General features: G+C 45.2%; 13 protein-coding genes. 3 read left to right on the top strand and 10 right to left on the bottom strand.

The annotated features are described in order from the left end of the window. Positions 1–380: 380 nt before the first annotated feature. The 3 genes from H6F74_RS00510 (at position 381) to glgB (ending at position 4,239) form a co-directional block, all read left to right on the top strand. Positions 381–524, top strand: a complete 144-nt coding sequence (locus H6F74_RS00510; RefSeq protein ID WP_190434673.1) for a hypothetical protein — start codon at positions 381–383, stop codon at positions 522–524. 840 nt (positions 525–1,364) lie between these two features. Then, complete coding sequence (locus H6F74_RS00505; protein ID WP_190434749.1) at positions 1,365–1,643, top strand: hypothetical protein; 279 nt, start codon at positions 1,365–1,367, stop codon at positions 1,641–1,643. Positions 1,644–1,950: 307 nt separating this feature from the next. Further along, positions 1,951–4,239 carry a 1,4-alpha-glucan branching enzyme gene (glgB, locus tag H6F74_RS00500; protein WP_190434671.1) on the top strand — a complete coding sequence of 763 codons (2,289 nt, stop codon included), beginning with the start codon at positions 1,951–1,953 and terminating at the stop codon, positions 4,237–4,239. A 189-nt stretch (positions 4,240–4,428) separates the two neighbouring features. Here glgB and H6F74_RS00495 read toward each other — a convergent pair whose 3' ends face one another. The 10 genes from H6F74_RS00495 to H6F74_RS00450 form a co-directional block, all read right to left on the bottom strand. Further along, positions 4,429–4,962 carry a prepilin-type N-terminal cleavage/methylation domain-containing protein gene (locus H6F74_RS00495; protein ID WP_190434669.1) on the bottom strand — a complete coding sequence of 178 codons (534 nt, stop codon included), beginning with the start codon at positions 4,960–4,962 and terminating at the stop codon, positions 4,429–4,431. A gap of 96 nt (positions 4,963–5,058) precedes the next feature. Next, a complete protein-coding gene (locus tag H6F74_RS30810) occupies positions 5,059–5,142 on the bottom strand; it encodes a hypothetical protein (RefSeq protein ID WP_347269464.1) in 84 nt (27 codons plus the stop codon). A 143-nt stretch (positions 5,143–5,285) separates the two neighbouring features. Continuing rightward, on the bottom strand, positions 5,286–5,966 hold the full coding sequence (locus tag H6F74_RS00485; protein ID WP_190434666.1) for a prepilin-type N-terminal cleavage/methylation domain-containing protein: 681 nt from the start codon (positions 5,964–5,966) through the stop codon (positions 5,286–5,288). Positions 5,967–6,005: 39 nt separating this feature from the next. Beyond that, entirely contained in the window at positions 6,006–7,022 is a 1,017-nt protein-coding gene (hpsC, locus tag H6F74_RS00480) for a hormogonium polysaccharide secretion pseudopilin HpsC (protein ID WP_190434663.1), read from the bottom strand. 55 nt (positions 7,023–7,077) lie between these two features. Then, on the bottom strand, positions 7,078–7,707 hold the full coding sequence (locus H6F74_RS00475; protein WP_190434660.1) for a type II secretion system GspH family protein: 630 nt from the start codon (positions 7,705–7,707) through the stop codon (positions 7,078–7,080). A 69-nt stretch (positions 7,708–7,776) separates the two neighbouring features. Then, a complete protein-coding gene (gene hpsA, locus H6F74_RS00470) occupies positions 7,777–12,654 on the bottom strand; it encodes a hormogonium polysaccharide biosynthesis protein HpsA (protein WP_190434658.1) in 4,878 nt (1,625 codons plus the stop codon). Between the two features lie 674 nt (positions 12,655–13,328). Then, on the bottom strand, positions 13,329–13,565 hold the full coding sequence (gene rpmB, locus H6F74_RS00465) for a 50S ribosomal protein L28 (RefSeq protein ID WP_190434654.1): 237 nt from the start codon (positions 13,563–13,565) through the stop codon (positions 13,329–13,331). 278 nt (positions 13,566–13,843) lie between these two features. Next, a complete protein-coding gene (htpG, locus tag H6F74_RS00460) occupies positions 13,844–15,817 on the bottom strand; it encodes a molecular chaperone HtpG (protein ID WP_190434652.1) in 1,974 nt (657 codons plus the stop codon). Positions 15,818–15,964: 147 nt separating this feature from the next. Next, a complete protein-coding gene (locus H6F74_RS00455; protein WP_190434648.1) occupies positions 15,965–16,606 on the bottom strand; it encodes a methyltransferase domain-containing protein in 642 nt (213 codons plus the stop codon). A gap of 27 nt (positions 16,607–16,633) precedes the next feature. Next, the gene (locus tag H6F74_RS00450) at positions 16,634–17,800 is read right to left on the bottom strand and encodes a glycosyltransferase family 4 protein (protein WP_190434645.1); all 1,167 of its coding nucleotides are present in this window, start codon (positions 17,798–17,800) and stop codon (positions 16,634–16,636) included. Positions 17,801–17,814 lie beyond the last annotated feature (14 nt).

Here is a 17,814-nt window from a genome sequence, read left to right as displayed (position 1 = left end):
ACTGCATCACTCTTTAGTTATGGATTTTACACTAAAAATAGTATAGACAGAAATTACCGCTCATGCTAGAATTTGTGTGTTTATTTTGGATTTTCCAAAAATCCCAAAACCCTAAGCAAATTCGCTGTCTGACGAATAAAAGCAAATCCGCAAAGGCGGCGATAAACCGTCAATACCTAAGACAGCTTAGGAAAGGTGAGGCACGCGGAAATCGTCGGGACTCACTCGAAACGGAAACATCACTTCTAGCCGATTGAGCAAATTGAAGTTCAAAATCCAGAAATCCTCCTTTGTAGGGACAGGAGTTTCAAGCAAAAAATACAATATTGTGATTAAATAGCAAACGATTCCTTCAGTAGCAATCCATAAAAGAGGAGTGTATGAACAAAAAGATACTTAGTTTGGTTTTGGTACTCGGCTTGGCTGCCACCTTGGGAGCTTGTGACCAAACCGGAGGAGGCGGAGATGGAGCTAGTCCTTCACCCACCGTATCACCCACCGCATCACCTACAACATCTCCTTAGTAATTAAGCTGGGTCTCGCTTCTCACCCCTTGAATGAAGTTCATACCGCCGAAAGGGTATGACTTTCTCTACTTAGTTGGTTATCCGTAGTCTGAATCTCAGGTTGGTAATCGTTCCTAAGATATTAAGTTAGGCATGTACTACCACCTGGGTATCAGATTTTTGATTCCCAGCAAATACAAGTTCTATCTCTGATGTAGGCGCAGCTGAATTTTGGGTAATGGCTGACAAGATTTATATGATATTGCGGTAAGCAGCTTTTGGCGCTAAGGGCTACTACTGCAATTAAACAGTTTTGACTATTGTCGAAAACGAGACTGGAACTGGGATTTAAATAAATTCCCTATCGAGTGAGAATTTAACCCCAGGGCTAGATATTTTCTCAAGCTAAAACCACTCACCAGGCAGAGGAGAGTTCCGGTGCTTTTGGCAAAAATGGGAACCGGAAGCGATCGCACACTCATCGCCGATTTAAAAATTTTTAGACAGCCATCGTTCTAAACCAGCGCTTTCTTTGCCAGATTCCCAGCTACCAACCGAAGCATTGATGCTGGAATGGTTTGATGAAAGCATAGGCTCCCCACTCGCCTTGGAGAATAGCTGCCCTGGTTAGCCCTTTAGCACTGATTCCCAATTATCGGGAAGAATACCCTTGGTTGTTTGAGCGCATCAAGCAGATTCAACAAATCTGTAACGAACCGCTACCCCTAGGACTTCTGAAGGATGAACGATGAATTAAAAAAAACAAGTTTTTGCCTTTTGCAGCCTTCCACCCCCTCCAACTGGTTCGCCAGCAGGGGAGAGATAAGGAAAAACTTTTATTGCTGGGGGTTAGGCGGGATTGCCTTTTGTTTTTTACCTTTTACCTTTTGCCTTCCTGCGTGGGCATTACCGCCGCCGGAGGAAGTGCCAGAAGAAGTATTGCGGACGGAGATTATTACCGAAGCGCGATCGCCAATCGATGGCAAACCGATCACAGCAGCTGAATACGCCCAGCTGCAAGCCGAGTTGCAAACCATTACCCCAGCGGCATCCCCACTCAATCCTCAACTGCGAGAATTAGTTTTTCTGCTGAGAGTGCGGCAACTGCTGCGGAGAATTGGCGTTCCCATCAAATAGCATTTTTTCACTCCCAGCAAGACATCTCAGACTATTGCGATTGATTCCCCGCCAATAATTTTTTACCTTTGCGCCTTTCTCCTGCGGATACTGGTGCCATAATTTGCTATTGTCCCTTAGCAGGATGCAAAATATACAAACATAAAAAAATGTATATAAATATAAAGCACTCTTACATAGAGCGCCTGTAGATGCTTAGAAGCGAAACGACTTTAAGCGAGAGTGCCAGCTACCCTGATGGGTAGTGCAAGCTTCTCATTGAGCAAATCGTCTCAATTCAGTCAAGACCTTTAGGATAAGTAGGTTTATGTCCATGACCATTGCCCCCGAACAGATAGAGCGGATTGTTTGGAATCAACATCAAGACCCATTTGAAATCCTGGGTGCCCATCCCAGTACGCAAGATGGGAAAACCGTCTGGGCAGTTCGAGCCTACCTACCCAATGCGATCGCTGCCTGGGTAGTTCGCCCAGAAGAACGGACTGAATACCCAATGGAATCAGTGCATCATCCCCATTTTTTTGAATGCACCATTGAAACCCCAGAATTAGCAAACTATCAGCTACGAATTCAAGAAGGAGAACACGAGCGCGTTATCTATGATCCCTACGCCTTCCGTTCTCCCCGCCTCACAGACTTTGACCTGCATCTGTTTGGCGAAGGAAACCATCACCGCATCTACGAGAAACTGGGCGCTCATGCGACAGAAATCGACGGCGTAAAAGGAGTTTACTTTGCTGTCTGGGCCCCAAATGCCCGCAACGCCTCAGTTTTGGGAGATTTTAACCTCTGGGATGGTCGCCAGCATCAAATGCGTAAAGGCTCCACTGGCATCTGGGAACTATTTATCCCTGGTTTGGCTGTTGGGGAACACTACAAATATGAAATCAAAAACATTGATGGTCACATTTACGAAAAATCTGATCCCTACGGGTTTCAACAGGAAGTCCGACCTAAAACTGCATCTATCGTCACTGATTTAGATTCTTACCAATGGAAGGACGAAGAGTGGATGGAGAAGCGCCGCCACACCGAGCCGCTAGCTCATCCCATCTCCGTGTATGAAGTGCATCTAGGATCTTGGCTGCACGCTTCCTCAGCTGAACCTGCGCGGTTGCCAAATGGCGAAACTGAAGATGTTGTAGTCGTCTCTGACTATAAACCAGGGGCGCGGTTCCTCACCTACCGAGAACTGGCAGAACGACTGATTCCCTACGTCAAAGAGTTGGGATTCACTCACATTGAATTGTTACCAGTAGCAGAGCATCCTTATGATGGCTCCTGGGGCTACCAGGTAACAGGATACTATGCCCCCACTTCCCGCTATGGCACAGCCCAAGACTTCATGTATTTCGTTGACCAGTGCCACCAAAACGGGATAGGGGTAATTGTGGACTGGGTTCCCGGTCACTTCCCCAAAGATGGTCACGGTCTGGCATTCTTCGATGGTACTCACCTCTACGAACACGCAGACCCCCGCAAGGGCGAACACAAAGAATGGGGTACGTTGGTATTTAACTACAATCGCCATGAAGTGCGTAACTTCCTGGTTGCCAATGCCCTGTTCTGGTTTGACAAGTATCACATTGACGGAATTCGCGTGGATGCTGTAGCATCAATGCTTTATTTAGACTATTGCCGTGAAGAGGGGGAATGGCTGACTAACCAGTACGGCGGGCGAGAAAATATTGAGGCAGCTGATTTCCTGCGCCAGACGAATCACACAATTTTTAGCTACTTTCCTGGTATTCTCTCAATTGCGGAAGAATCCACCTCTTGGCCTATGGTGTCTTGGCCTACTTATATGGGGGGGCTGGGTTTTAATTTGAAGTGGAATATGGGCTGGATGCACGATATGTTGGACTATTTCCACATGGACCCGTGGTTCCGCCAATTCCACCAGAACAATATCACTTTCAGTATGTGGTACAACCACAGCGAGAACTTCATGCTGGCGCTGTCTCACGATGAGATAGTCCACGGCAAGAGTAATATAATCGGCAAGATGCCTGGTGATGAGTGGCAGAAGTGCGCTAATGTGCGCTGTCTGTTCGCTTTTATGTTTGCTCACCCAGGCAAGAAAACTCTGTTTATGAGTATGGAGTTTGGGCAGTGGAGTGAGTGGAATGTCTGGGGTGACTTGGAGTGGCATTTGTTGCAATATGAGCCACACCAAAAACTAAAGCGGTTTATGAGCGAACTCAACCACGTGTATCGCACCGAACCGTCACTTTATACTCAGGATTTCGCTCAGGAAGGTTTTGAGTGGATTGATTGCACTGATAATCGCCACAGTGTGGTTGCGTTTATCCGCCGCTCTAAGGACTCTGATGAGTTTGTGGTCACGGTCTGCAATTTCACGCCTCAGCCACACAGTCACTACCGCGTAGGTGTTCCTGTACCTGGATTCTATACGGAATTGTTTAACAGTGATGCCCGCGAGTATGGCGGCAGTAACATGGGCAATTTGGGTGGTAAGTGGACTGATGAATGGTCGTTCCACAATCGTCCCTATTCCCTAGACTTGTGTTTGCCGCCTCTGGGGGTGCTGATTTTGAAGCTCAACCCGCAGAAGACAGCAGGGGCAATGTCTTAAGCCTAGGACTAAAGTTAAGGGCGAACAAACAAAGTGTGCCGACCCAGGCTAAGAAGGCTGCTTCTCGTTCCCAGTCTCTGACTGGGAACGCTCCGAAGAAAGGCTCTGCCTCATTGTAAGCATCCTCTAGCGATCGCTTCGCTAGGCAACCAGAGAAATTTCCAGCCTCCCAGCCCATGCACAAACTTGCTAATAGCAATACTTGTTATCTTGGGCCGTAGAATGCTCTTTGGCAGTTCGCATTGCTCCTAAGAGGGTAGAAACAACTACACAACGTTTGGCTTTACCACCATTTTTTGAGGACAGGGTGATGCGACCAAATGGAATTGTTTTCACTTCACCCAGAAAGCCAAATTCTACACCGCGTACTCCATTGCTCTGAATGGGGTAGGTGGTTTCTGGATCAATTTGAATCAGCGGGTCAAGGCTATTCCAGTTTGCTACCGTTGGACTAAGGCTAGACGGATAAACTGCCCACTGCACAATTCCATTAACTTCTCGAAAACTAGCTCGCCAGTTTTGTTTATCGCGTTTGGCGTTGCTCTGGGCTGCCCGCATTGCCCAATAAATATGGTCTTGGGCTGTTCTGAGACTTTGGGTACTGAGGAAGCTTAGCCAGCTGGGAGCAGCGATCGCGCTCAATATTCCTATAATCAAAATTACTATTAAACTCTCTATTAGCGTAAACCCACTGCTGGAGCAATTAGATAATTTTTTACGCATTAGCTAGATACTTAAAAGACACACCCAACTTTTCAAGTTTCCTCTCTGGGTGCGTCTTTTGTATTCCGTATCTTCGCTGATTTTTGCAATTGACTATTAGTTGTAGTCAGTATCTTTCCCAGTTGCGATCGCGATCGCGCTCAATATCCTGATAATTAAAATTACTACTAAATTCTCTATCAGCGTAAATCCTGTGCTTGACTATTCCCATCTTTTGTGCATTATTTAGATACAAAAATCCACACCCAACTTCTCAAGTTTTCTCTTTGGGTGCGCGTTTTGGATTCCGTATCTTCGCTGATTTTTAAGTGCAAGCTAATCTTTTAATTAGCCTTGCAGTCATCGTTGAGGCCTGGTTGGATTGAGCCTAAAATAGTTCTTATTTTGACACATCGCTTCGTGGCATTATCGCTGTTGAGTGCCGGTTGATTTTGTGCCACAACGACAATTATACCTTTATTTCCCAAAGCAGCTTCAGGTGATAAATTTCCCAAGTAATCAAAGGTTATAGGGTACGATGGCGGATTGACAGCGAGCTGAGAGTTCGTAGTACCAGCAGTGTTTCTGTCAGTAAGGTTTGTACCCAACACAACTGTATTCTTGGGCATTTCCTGGTTTTCGCCTAATTTCTTCCAGGCATTGGCAGGAGGATTGACAAAGTTGCCATTAGCGTCTTTAGCAAGATAAACAGCATATTCGGGAACACCATTGTTGGTTCGGAAGCTGACGCTGTAACTCAGTTTTGTTTTCTTAGCATCTCTTTGGGCTTCTCTGAGGGCGTTCAAGGCTGCATCATTAACCGCGTTCATCCGTTGCTTATTTGTAAAAGCCAGCCAGCCGGGAGCTGCGATCCCGCTTAATATTGCTATAATTACCACCACTACGATCAACTCGATCAGGGTGAATCCAGCAGCCGATTGGGAGGGCGATGTCCTAAGATGACGATTTTCGGTTCGCTTTGACTGGTACCGCTGTATTTTTTTTAAAAAAGCTAGACTATCCATCCTTTCCTTTCCCTCTGATTTGCCTTGTTGAGGCTATGATTACTTAAACAGAAAACTACGTCCTTGAATTTGAATGCTTGCCTTAGGAAAATAAATAGAATTCCGATCGGTAGTTGTAGAGTTCTTCTTAAATCGCTCTAAAGCATTTCCTCTAATAACCACTTGTGCTGTGTACTGAGCGGAATTTGAATTGACGCAAGCATAGAAACCGCCTGTCAAAGTAGACGGAACCAGTGCTGGGCTTGGACAATTTGGAGTTAACCCATTTTCACTTTGGTCAACGTAATCAATTAAAGGTTGAATTTTAGTTTGTGCAGTGAAAGAACCCGAATTCTGCCATGTATTCATTGCTTGTTTGACACTACCTGCTGTTTTCAGGTCAAACAATTTAAAACCTGGACTCGGCTGTTCATTTGTATTTGCAATATATTTAGGGTCGCCATTTGGCTGAGTTGACTCAAAAGGATCTCTGACTCCATCTTTAATTTCAAATCTACCAATCCGGGCAGCTTTAGACCAAGTAGAGTCAGCATTTTCGATTAAGTAGTAACCCACTAGGGAGTAGACAAAGGCATCGTTACATTTATCCGGCGTAATTGTACAGTAGTTAGCTGCGGCATTTTTAACAGTTGGGGCAACCTTTGGTCTTTGCTGGCGCTTCCAGAAGACAAGAACTGGCACGCATTCCCCCGGATTACACCCAACCGCTGAAGAACCTGGTGCATAAGGTGGAATTTGGTTTCTAATCCCAGAATTAGCAGGGTTGGTATTGAAATCGTTATTCAACCCAGTTGCATCGTAGATATATACTGCCTGTGATAAATCCTGTGCAATGTAGTCTAGGGCATTTTTTATTTCTTGTTCTGAATTTGCCTTGGCTTGTTCTTTGCGATCGCTATCTAAAATGTTGATCATAAACCCTAGCAAAGGACCAAGCACTAATGCTGCCAGAATTATAGCTACTAGCAGTTCAATTAGGGTAAAGCCGTCATCTTTTTTCTCCGACCAATTTGAGCGTTTTAGCTGAGTCCTAAGCAGAAACTTTAGTTGATTCATAATGCTACGGTTTCCCCCTTTGTTCGCCAATATTTAACAATCCTAATTTTGATTACTACAAGCATTGGGAATCAGGATTGTTAGTGTTTTTGAGGCGAGCGCACAAAGTTTTCAAATTTGTGTTGCTTCCTGCCATCTCTGTAATTGTTTCAAACTGGGGGGATTTGCGATCGCCTAATCCCCCAGAAAAAGTTTGAGCTTTAGCTCCATTAACTCCCATCGTTTTGAGTAAGCCTGGAGTTGAAAAGGCATCTGCTCTGTAAACTCTAATACCCAACATATAGCCATTCTCAGGACTAGCTGCAACTCCGTTTCGGAAAGCCTGAACATACAAATCTTTCGGGCTATTGATACTACAGCCACCACCATCTAGATCGACGCAGTACAATCCTGCATTACTTGTAGGAGCAGCAACCTTTTCAAAGGGCTGAGGTGTGTGAAACGGGAAGCCTAGAGTAGTGCTTGTGATGGCTCCAGACCGAACGCCATCAATGTATGCTCTGGCAGCATCAGCTCCCTGTTCCACCCGCTTTGCCTGAACCCGCGTTGCTACCGAAAGGACGATAACAGGTGCTACCCCCACCATCAAAATAGTTACCACAAGAATGGCCAGCAAAGATTCAATGATTGTGAAACCAGCTGCACTGGATTGGGAGCTAATTTGCTGCTGTTTGGGTTTTATCATGGCTGGGTCTTAGTTGAACTAGAGTTTTGCTACAGTCTGGAGAATATTTTCGCCTATGGCTGATAGTAATCAACCCCCTGTCATATCCCGACAGAAAGTACCAGGCGGACGTTGGTCTGTGTCGATGGCGGGAGTATTATTTGGCAACTTAGCACACAGTAAAGTTTTTACCCATTCGTCATCCCGACCCACTTCTCTGTAAAACTCGTTAGGATCGCCCGCCGAGGGTGTTGTGAACCGTTGCGAGAACAAATCGGGCAGCTGAGACAACAGAGCTACATCAAAACCCCAGTAACGCTTGGGTTCTACGTAGAAGGGTACTTTACCTCCAAAGATTTCCGAGGTGTACAACCTTGTGTAGCCAAAAGGAGTTTTTGTCGGATCGAAGCTTGGGCTTAGAACTGGTGTGAACGGGGCGGTAGCGTAGGTACTGCGCTTGAACTGGATAAAGGAACCACTAATCCGGGCAGGGATGTTATACCAGTTCTCTATGAATCGCACAAAGTTTTGCAAGCCCCCATTGGATTCAATCCTGGTACCACCGCTACTAGGACTATCTCCTCCAGCAACTAATAGATTAAAGATTGTGCCTCTGTTACTGCCTGTGGCAGTAGGTTTTTGCACCCAGAGTGTATCTTTGACACTGATAGCTGAAGCATTGTCGGGATTTTGTCCAGCAGGAGGTATTGGTTGTAGGACATGAAATTGTAATACTGGTTCCAATATCGGCTGCTCAGTTGGGGTGGCTGGCATCTGCTTTATGTACAGTTTCCTACTGTTGCCATAAGCAGCAGTACCCGGATTTGGAGTTGCATTATTAGTAGTTGTCTTAAACCACAAAGCATTACTTGCAACTGTTGGTAGTGTACTAGCACCGTAGGGAATTTTCGCTATGCTGTTGCTAACGATTCCTAAAGGAACCAGTTGGTTTAGGTCTGTTGTAGTAAGAACGGTAGTACCATTGGCTGCCACCAATTGATTGCTGGCATTTCTGAGGAAAGCAACCCGACGAGCATAACGTTGATACAGTGGAGCAGGAGTCCGAGCAGTTGTGCCTGCTTTATGTACATTGATATTGAAGCTGGCACCAACAGCCGTCAATGCTTTTATTTTTGCAGCAGATGGATCAACATACCAATCTCCCGGCCCACAGTCAGAAACGGGTAGTTTTACACACATTTCCATCAAATACTCTGGAAAGTTCCCCCGTCGTTGAATAGGCGTGACGAAGTTGTTGAAGTAGGAACTGGAGACGTAGTTGGCCTGCGTAGGGTCGCTCCCTGTATACGTTAAATCGTCAGGTGTTTTAGGTGCTGGCACATTACTAACAGCAGCACTGCCAGTTTTTGTGGCATTGAAAATAGCACCACTGCTAAGACCGTTGGTGACGAAGTTATTGCTTAAGAACCCTTGCTGCTTAAGTTTAGGTATCGAAGTTGGATCTCCTTGGTTGTTTCTCAGGTCATAGTCTCCCTCATTACGGAAACCAAACCGGAAATCGTCTGAAAGCAGGGTTACAGAATCCCCCAGTACGGTTGCTTGTCGCCAAAGGTCGCCACCAGGACAATTGTTTTCAATGCCCGGTTGTCCAGAGCGACAAGCAAATCTGTTTTCTGGATTTTTACGACCATAGAAATAGGCTTGAGCATAGTCATTGGTTCCTAGCTGTTCCGAAAATTCTTCCAGCTCCCCTCCACCTGTTGTTTGGTGCTTGTTAAAGCTCTTAGTCTCATCAGCTTTGACATAAGCTGGCAAGTTAGTCGCCAAGATCAAGCCTTTCTCTGCCCCTGGAGGATTTACCAAAGCGTAGGTGTTGGGAGCGGTGTTACCAGATCCACCACGCGCTAGAACGCTGCCGTTAACTAACATAATCCCGTTGGGTCGGCGGGTGGGGTCGAGTTTAAAGTCCACTGAGCTGGTGCTCTTGCGTTCTGCCATTTTTTCTTCTGGGGTACCGATTGCAGGGGTAAGTGCGCTCAGATCCAGAAGTGCATCATCACGAGTGGCATAAATAATGCCACTGTCTGGCAGCAGGTACTCCGGTGAGGGGCTGTTTGGTGCGCCACCACCTGCAATTGGTGTTTTTCGTAGTTGGTTCAAATCCAACGCGGTGACGCGAACCTCTAGAGGCTGGCGTTCTTCTAGGGGAAGGTCATAATTTTTTGTCAGTAGAGATGTATTAGTAGCGCCTACAGCTCTAAAAGTGGCTGTGCCTGGAGCAGTATCAGGATCTCGATCAATTGCTTTAATCTGTCGAGCATCTAGAAAACTGGTTTCGTAGATTGTTCCATGAGGGATAACCGAGCTATTAGGACTCAGAGTGCCATCGGCAATTTGGAAAGCGCAAACGGTAGCATCCAGGGCTGATTGCTGGGCTAGGGTAGGTTGCTTACCTGCGGATAGGGCTGTCAGCGCCTCTCGCAGTGGTTGATTCACAAAGCGCCCATTGGGAAAGATTAGGTTAGCTTGATAGTATAGGCGATCCAGCAGAGCAACGGCACTATCTGCTGGATTTTGAGCTGGTGAATTTACTCCCCCTGCCAGAGGAAATAAACCAGTACCAGCGTTTGGCGATGCTGAAGTATTAGGCACATTCTGAGGCGCTGGGTAACTAATGCCGTTGTTGGATAAGCCCCTAGTTCCAGTATTCCCTTGTGGTTGCCACGGCAGCCCATTTCTGTTCCTAGCTGTATCGCTGGTGCTGGGGTCGTAGTAGCTGCTAACACAGGCGATCGGTGCTTGACGCTGTGTTATGTTCTGTTCCTTATCAATAGAGCTGCGTTTGTAGTGATACACTGCTGTGGCTCGCATCACTAGATCCCCTCTCCTGTCACCGTTAACCCCAGGAAGGTCAGGACCCGGAGTGAGACTGGCAGCAGATAAGAAACTTGTGTCTTCCCACATTGGCATCGAGTCAGGCCAGACAGGTGTAAACAGGTTTTCCCGGATATTAGTGGTAGATATATCGTCGATAACAGGGGGGGGCTGCGGCAGGAAAGACCACCAAGCATTGGCAAGATTCGCTGGGGCGGGATTTGAATTCGGTACCGTGCGTTTACCAGTGTAAACTCCAGCACCAGTAACAACGCGCAACCCCCCAACTCCATCGAGCGGTTGATTTGGTTTCACAGCAGCGTTTCTTTCCCAGAAGCCATCCCGATCGGTGTCACCTAAATCGGACATAGGCACTACCTGGGTAGTGCGATAGCGCCATTTTGTATCTGGTTTACTTGTGTCGTAGGAATCCCACGGCGTGTCCGGTTTAACTGTTTGTTTTCCTTGGTCTTTGACAAAACTTGGTGTGGCTAGCGTCTTATCCCACCAGATAGCGGGTAGACCATTGCCAACGAGGATGCGATCGCCTAAATATGTTTCCTTATCATCTGCTTCTTGTTTTGTCCGTTCTGTCGCCTCCGGCTGATCGCGCTGAAGCGTCACATTGTTATTACTCGCTCCGCTAGATGGCTCGACTGGATATATCCACTCATCGGGTGGACGCAGAGTGTCTCCACTTCCTTGCGGAGTTTTTGCTTGATCTCCAGATGTGTCTTCTGCAAACGGAACTTGGCGCATCCGATCTTTGAAGTAATCTTGTAGAGCTTTTGTACGCTCAATGCCAATTGCAACTTTATCTTGAACTTCGCTTGGATCGGTTCCAGTTGTGTTTCTTACTAAAATATTAATTCTTTCAGCAAATGCTTCGCTGTTATATGCTGCCTGGATGGGCGTACTACCACTAACAGATTGGTCATTGCCTTGGAATTCTTCACGGTTAACTTTTTTTTGCGGTTTTGAATCGTACAAATCCACACTAACTGAACCAGCATTACCACCTGTTATGCTGCCAAGAATTACATTACCGCCAACGGTTATTTCGCCGTTTTCTTCCTCAAAAAAGCACGATTCATAACTGCTGACTTGATAATATTCAACTCTTCCTCCGGATGTTTTAGCAGTTATTAAATTTCCGTTAGTTTGGATACGTCCGTTTAGCTTAATGCCAGAACCTGGGGTAATTTCTAAATCATCGTTATACACAACAGCATTGTTGCTCAGAGGAATTTGCGCCCGATCTTGCTGGTACTCTATAGCAGAAAAGCCTCTGTTGCTCCCTGGTGGGAAAACCTGAGGATTCGTAGGTTTATTAGTAGGACTGGTAAATGGAACAGTTGTAGCGAAGACATAAAAGCTTTTCTTCAAAACCGACCCAGATTTATACCAACCTGAACTCCCTACTAAACCAGCAAATGTCCCCTGTGCTGCTCGACATTGCGGCTTGGTATTGCTGTCATCCTGAGGTGGAGTTCTCGCCTCTATAGGACTTCTACTAGGGTTAGCAGTTCTCACAAGTGGATTGGGAGTGCGGAAATAAATGCCGTAAAGAGTGAAACTATCAAACCGGCCGTCGTTATCTGTATCAACCGGAAATCGCCACGCAGTGGTTATTCTTTCATCATTGTCTAGAGCTGGAGTATTTGGTTGAATACCCCCAGCCTTATCAATGTCATACTGGACGACTAGCCGCGTCTCATCGCCCAAAGTATACTTACCAATATTTCCAGATATCGCATTATTCAATGCGATATCTGTTGGTGTGGCTCGTGGCAGGGTTGGATCTGCCAGTAAAGCTGATATCTTGGCTTTGGCTCTGTCTAGTGCTGGGGTAGCCGCCGCCAGAGTTGCCTGACTCACTCTCACGTTACTGGCGTTTTTGGAGCGCTCAAATGACCGGAACACCATTGCCGTTGTCAGCAAGATGACGACTAAAATTACCATCGTCACCGTTGGCAAGATAAATCCAGCATTTGCCAGATTTGCTTTTTTCCCAGTTACCAATATGCTCCGCAAGAGCCAATTCATCAGCTTTTTAGTTACAGCTTTTGCTATCTGCACCATTTCCCGGAACAGATTTTGAATGGCTTTGAGCAGCTTTTTGTGGGGTGACATACTTGCTTTCCTGTCAAACGTTGAATAGGGCTGAAATGAAGACTGAGGGGTAAATAATCGGCGGTCAATTAAATTTTTATAAAAGGCAGATGGGCTGAACTTCCCTAATCGCCTTGGTAAAGCTTCATCAAAACTTCATAGTTTTGGCGTTCTTTTCTGTCATAACAAGTCTAAACTTTGTTATCAACCGGGAAAGTACGCATTTAAATGTAATAAATTTTTATTAAGTTTTTCAGTATTCTTCCGGAGCATAAATCGTCCATCAGAATTTTGAAACAAAAGTGAGGTTTGCGCTTCCCCCACAAGACTGATTTAGGGAAGATGTATGAGTTGTCTGTGAAAGATAGCGATCGCCTTAAACATAAATTAACAAACAAGGTGGGGAAATTACTGTACTTAGCATACCCACCTGTCTTATAAAATCTATCACCCCTCGAAAAAAAAATCGGGAAGCCGCCCGACACCTAACACAAGCAGGATATCAGGCAGGATAGAGATCGCAACGGTAGGCACGTTGGATGCAAAACGTTTTATCCCCCCAACCTCAAGGGTAAACTGGGGGGGCTATGAATCCCCCAATTTTTAAAGGAGAGCTGGGGGGAACTAAACAATACAGTGTTGCGCTCAAAGTTTCTACAGAAATAATAATCAGAGAAACTTCGAGAGTGGCTGCATTAATAGTTATTTAGGTTGATTCCAGCTTCGTTCGCCATTGCTTGCAAACCCTTATGTTGTAAGGTTTTGATTGCTTTGGTAGAAAGCCGCAGTTTCACCCAGCGATTGCCTTGCGACCACCAAATCCGCTTTGATTGCAGGTTGGCTTCCTGTAGCTTTTTGGTGCGTCGGTGAGAGTGGGAAATTGCAAAGGCATTATTCGCCTTTTTTCCGGTCAGCTGACATTTGCGCGACATAGAATATCTCCAGATTTTGGTTCTGTTATCAGTAAAGGCCTACAGATTGAAGGATGCTGTTGTCAATCTGACCTCTCCCCAACCCCTCCCCTCGTAGGGGAGGGGCTTTTTTTACCCTTCACAGGAGGGAAGGGGCGGGGGTTAGGTTTTTGATTCGCCCACAGACTGAAGTCTAGGGCTAGACAAACAAAGTCCGCGTTGCGCGGACTTTGGCAAGATGTCTATTGTATCGAATCTCTTCCAGGCTCAGCTTAGGAACGAGAGATGATCGCTAGTTGCTAACGTTCTGTGAGACGAGTTAGCACCTGATTCGACCGTTCCACAAAGGATTTCATCCCTTCGGCATCAAATCCCTTTTGAGCCATGAGCGCCAAATCATAAATATGTTGACAGATTAGATTAGTCAACTCACCTGTAGGCGATCGCCCTTCTTCTTGAATGATACTACCTTGACTCATTTGAGTGAGATTCTGGATCAGGGGGTGGGCAGTGTTCACTACCAGGACGTGTTCTTCGGGAAACTCAACATTTTGCTGCTGCATCAGTGCATTCATCTCTCGCAACCGTCGCAGCACTTCGGGTAAAAGCACCATTGCGGGCGGCGTTGCTTGCGAATCGTCGGACTTCAGCGCCTCGGTACGAATGTTAAGTTTAGGCTTGTTGAGGGCTTGCTGAAATAGTTCTTTGATTTGTTCGCTGCGGGTTTTGTTGGTTTTAGGGTCAACAATTTCGCCGGATTTATCTTGGTCAATTAGGGTCTTGTCCAGTTCTGAGTCTACGCGGGAGAATTTGACATCAGGATGTTCCCGTTCTAGGAAGCTGATGAAGTGGGTGTCGATGAAGGAGTCCATAAACAGGACTTCTAAACCCTGGCTTTTATGTAATTGTACGTAGGTTGCTTGGGTGACTTCATCGGTGCAGTAAAAGACGCGGTTTTCTTGGCGTTCTTTGTTGCGTTCCAGGTAGTCTTTGAGGGTGGTGTATGGGGATGAATTTTGTTGTTCTCCGGAAGCTGGGGTGACTTCTTGCCAAACATCGCCTTCCTGGGATTGTACTTCGACGGCTGAGGGAGTTTCGGGAGTTGCTTGTGTAAGGTTGGCGGTGGTGCGATAGATGATGATGTCTTCGACTTGTTTTTTGAATTTGTCGTCGTTGAGGGAGCCAAATTTGACGAAGGTGCCAACATCTTGCCAGCAACGGATGTATTCTTCGCGCTGTTCACGGTAGAGTTCTTTTAAGCGATCGCCTACTTTTTTGGCGATGTAATCTGCTATTCTCCGGACGGTGCGATCGTTGGTTAGGGCGCTGCGGGAGACGTTGAGAGGGATGTCAGTGCTATCAATGACACCTTGCAGGGGTAGCAGGAATTTGGGGATAACTTCTTCGCAGCGATCGCTCACAAAAACCTGGTTACAGAATAGTTTAATCTGCCCTTTAGTGACATCAACATCCGGCTTCAGCTTCGGGAAGTAGAGAATCCCATTCAGAATGAAGGGATAGTCGGTATTTAGATGCACCCACAGCAGCGGATCTTCTTGGAACGGGTAGAGGTAGCGGTAGAATTCTAGATAATCTTCTTTAGTCAGGTTTTGCGGCGATTCCTTCCACGGTGCCTTTTGACGGTTGATTACCTCCCCATCCAGTTTGATAGATACTGGCATGAAGTCGCAGTAGGTTTTCACCAACTGACGAATCCGCATCGGTTCCAGATATTCCTGTTCTTCATCCTGAAGGGTGAGGGTAATGGTGGTACCGCGTTCAGTGCGTGGCGACTCTTCTAAAACAAAGGCTGGCGAACCATCGCAAGACCAGTGTACTGCTTGCGCTCCTGGCTGGTATGAGAGGGTATCAATCTCGACTTTTTGCGCCACCATGAAGGAGGAGTAAAAGCCTAGTCCGAAGTGACCGATAATTTGCTGTTCGGCGCTGGCTTTATACTTTTGGATAAATTCTTCAGCGCTGGAGAAAGCAACTTGGTTGATGTACTTCTTCACCTCATCGGCTGTCATCCCGATGCCGTTATCGGTGATAGATAGGGTCTTTTTGTCTTTGTCAATAGCGATGTTAATTTCTGGTTCGCCTATTTCGCCTGTGACTTCCCCAGCAAAGGAAACCATTTTAAGTTTCTGGATAGCATCGACGGCGTTGGATACCAGTTCCCGCAAGAAGATTTCGTGGTCTGTGTAGAGGGACTTCTTGATAATCGGGAAAATATTCTCGGTATGTATCGTGATTGTGCCTTGTTCCAGCATATATATCTTGTGGTAGTTGTGTAGAAGCTTTCTAAAGATTGATTGTGAGCGATCGCAGATGCTTGTGAGAAAGGGATTTTCCGCCCTTGAGGAATTCGGATTCCCCTACTTGCTGGTCTATATTCGCTCAATTAAGCTTGCTGAAGGCTAACTTTTAGCCTTTTTTTCCAGTACGAAAAAGTAGTGATATGGATTCAATGGATCGATAAATTCTCTTTTAATTGTAAGACCCGCTTTTTCAATCGAGTTTACCAGACGCTGTTTTGGGTAGCCTTTCAATCCCATCTCCCAGTAGTGTTCATCCTCGGTTAAGGGCTTTTGACTCCAGAAGCGGGGAACGTGGAGAAAAAGATGTCTCGGCCTTTGCTTTAAAGAATATTTAAACTGAATTGACAAAAATAAACTGCGATAGGGAACCGATATTACCAAAAACTTTTTAGTAGCGTTTGCCAGCTTTTCGAGGGCTTTTTCTGACTTATCGTAAGGGATATGTTCTAGCACTTGAAAAAGCGCGATCGCATCAAATTTATCTTCTGGCAGTGTAAAATCAGTGGCTAGATCCAAAACCATGTCCGGATTTAGTTCGGCATCAAAATCAGCGGTTGTGACGTTATATCCAAACTTCCTTAACAAGTCCGTGAAAAGTGAATTAAATATTCCAATTTCCAGAATATTATTTACTTGCTTTCCTAATCCTTTGATGATACGCACCTGATTATTGTAGCTGATGAGTCGGTCTTTTGATATGTATTCATCGCTCGGAATTTTAGACGTGTTGATGCTTGTCATAAAATGTCCCAACCAAATAAATCACTATTATAGTAAGTCAGTCATTAGTTGCTTCACGGTTTGGGTAGCTACATCCCAATTAAGGCGAGATTGATACTCTTCAAATGAGGATATAGCCAATCTTTTATATTCACTATAATTTTCCATAATAGACACAATATAGTTACAGTAATCGGATATATTGGCTTCTAACGCAAAAGTCTTTCCATTGAAATTCTCTTTAATAATGGTTGGTATACCGCCAGTATTTGTTGCTAAACAAGGAACACCAAAAGAATTTGCTTCAACTAAAACGTGAGGAGAACAGTCAGCAAAAGTTGGTAAAATCAGAAAATGTGATTCAGCAATGATCTTATTTAATTGATTCAATCCTTCCTTAGTTGATTTATCAATAAATCCTCGAACTTCAACAAAATCTGGTAGAGGCTCATCAATAGTAGGTTTACACCCAACTACAGTAAGTTGAGTATTCAAGCCGATGCGATTTAATTCTCTAGCAACCTCAAAGGCAACATCTCCCCCTTTCCTGTGCCACTCAAGACCCATAAATAACAATTTACAAGGGTTTGCAGCTCTAGATGCTATAATACTTTGAATATCATCAATTGTGCGATCGCATTCTATATTTGCTCCCCAAGGAACTACTTTTACTTTGGCTGGCTCAATATTATAAATTTTAATAGCTGCTTGAGCGGCCCAGTCCGATAAGAAAATTACTAACTTGCATCGGTTTAACGCAGCTTGTTCCATTGCATAAATATTATTTCTGGTTTCGCCACACAAGTTATTTAAATAAGGATAAAAATCAATTAATCCAGCCAAGGTTGAATCTGTCCACAAAACAATTGGCTGTTTACATTCAAGATAAGCAAGGGGTACTGCATTTTCAGGACAAAGCACTACATTTGAGTTTAACGCAGACAGTTTTTTAGAAATTTGACGAGCATAATTTTTAAGCACTAATGGTTCTGCCCATCGGTAGTAATCTTGATGAAATAAGTTGCGGTAAAAGCTCCACTTAGCTCTAGTAAAGAATGAAAACTTTTTCTGCAAAGCTCCAAGATAGTCAAGTTCAATAGACTGGCTAGCTAAAGATTGGGCTATATAATAACCTGCTCCACAAAATCCTACTTGATTTTTAGACCAAGTAGAACTATTAGAAACATCATAGGTGGTAACATAAGCTACTTTCATAAATTAACTCATTA

Source organism: Trichocoleus sp. FACHB-90 (genome assembly GCF_014695505.1).
Taxonomy (GTDB): domain Bacteria; phylum Cyanobacteriota; class Cyanobacteriia; order Cyanobacteriales; family FACHB-T130; genus Funiculus; species Funiculus sociatus.
Note: the sequence above shows the minus strand (reverse complement) of the source record. Positions and strands in the feature narration are given on the sequence as shown.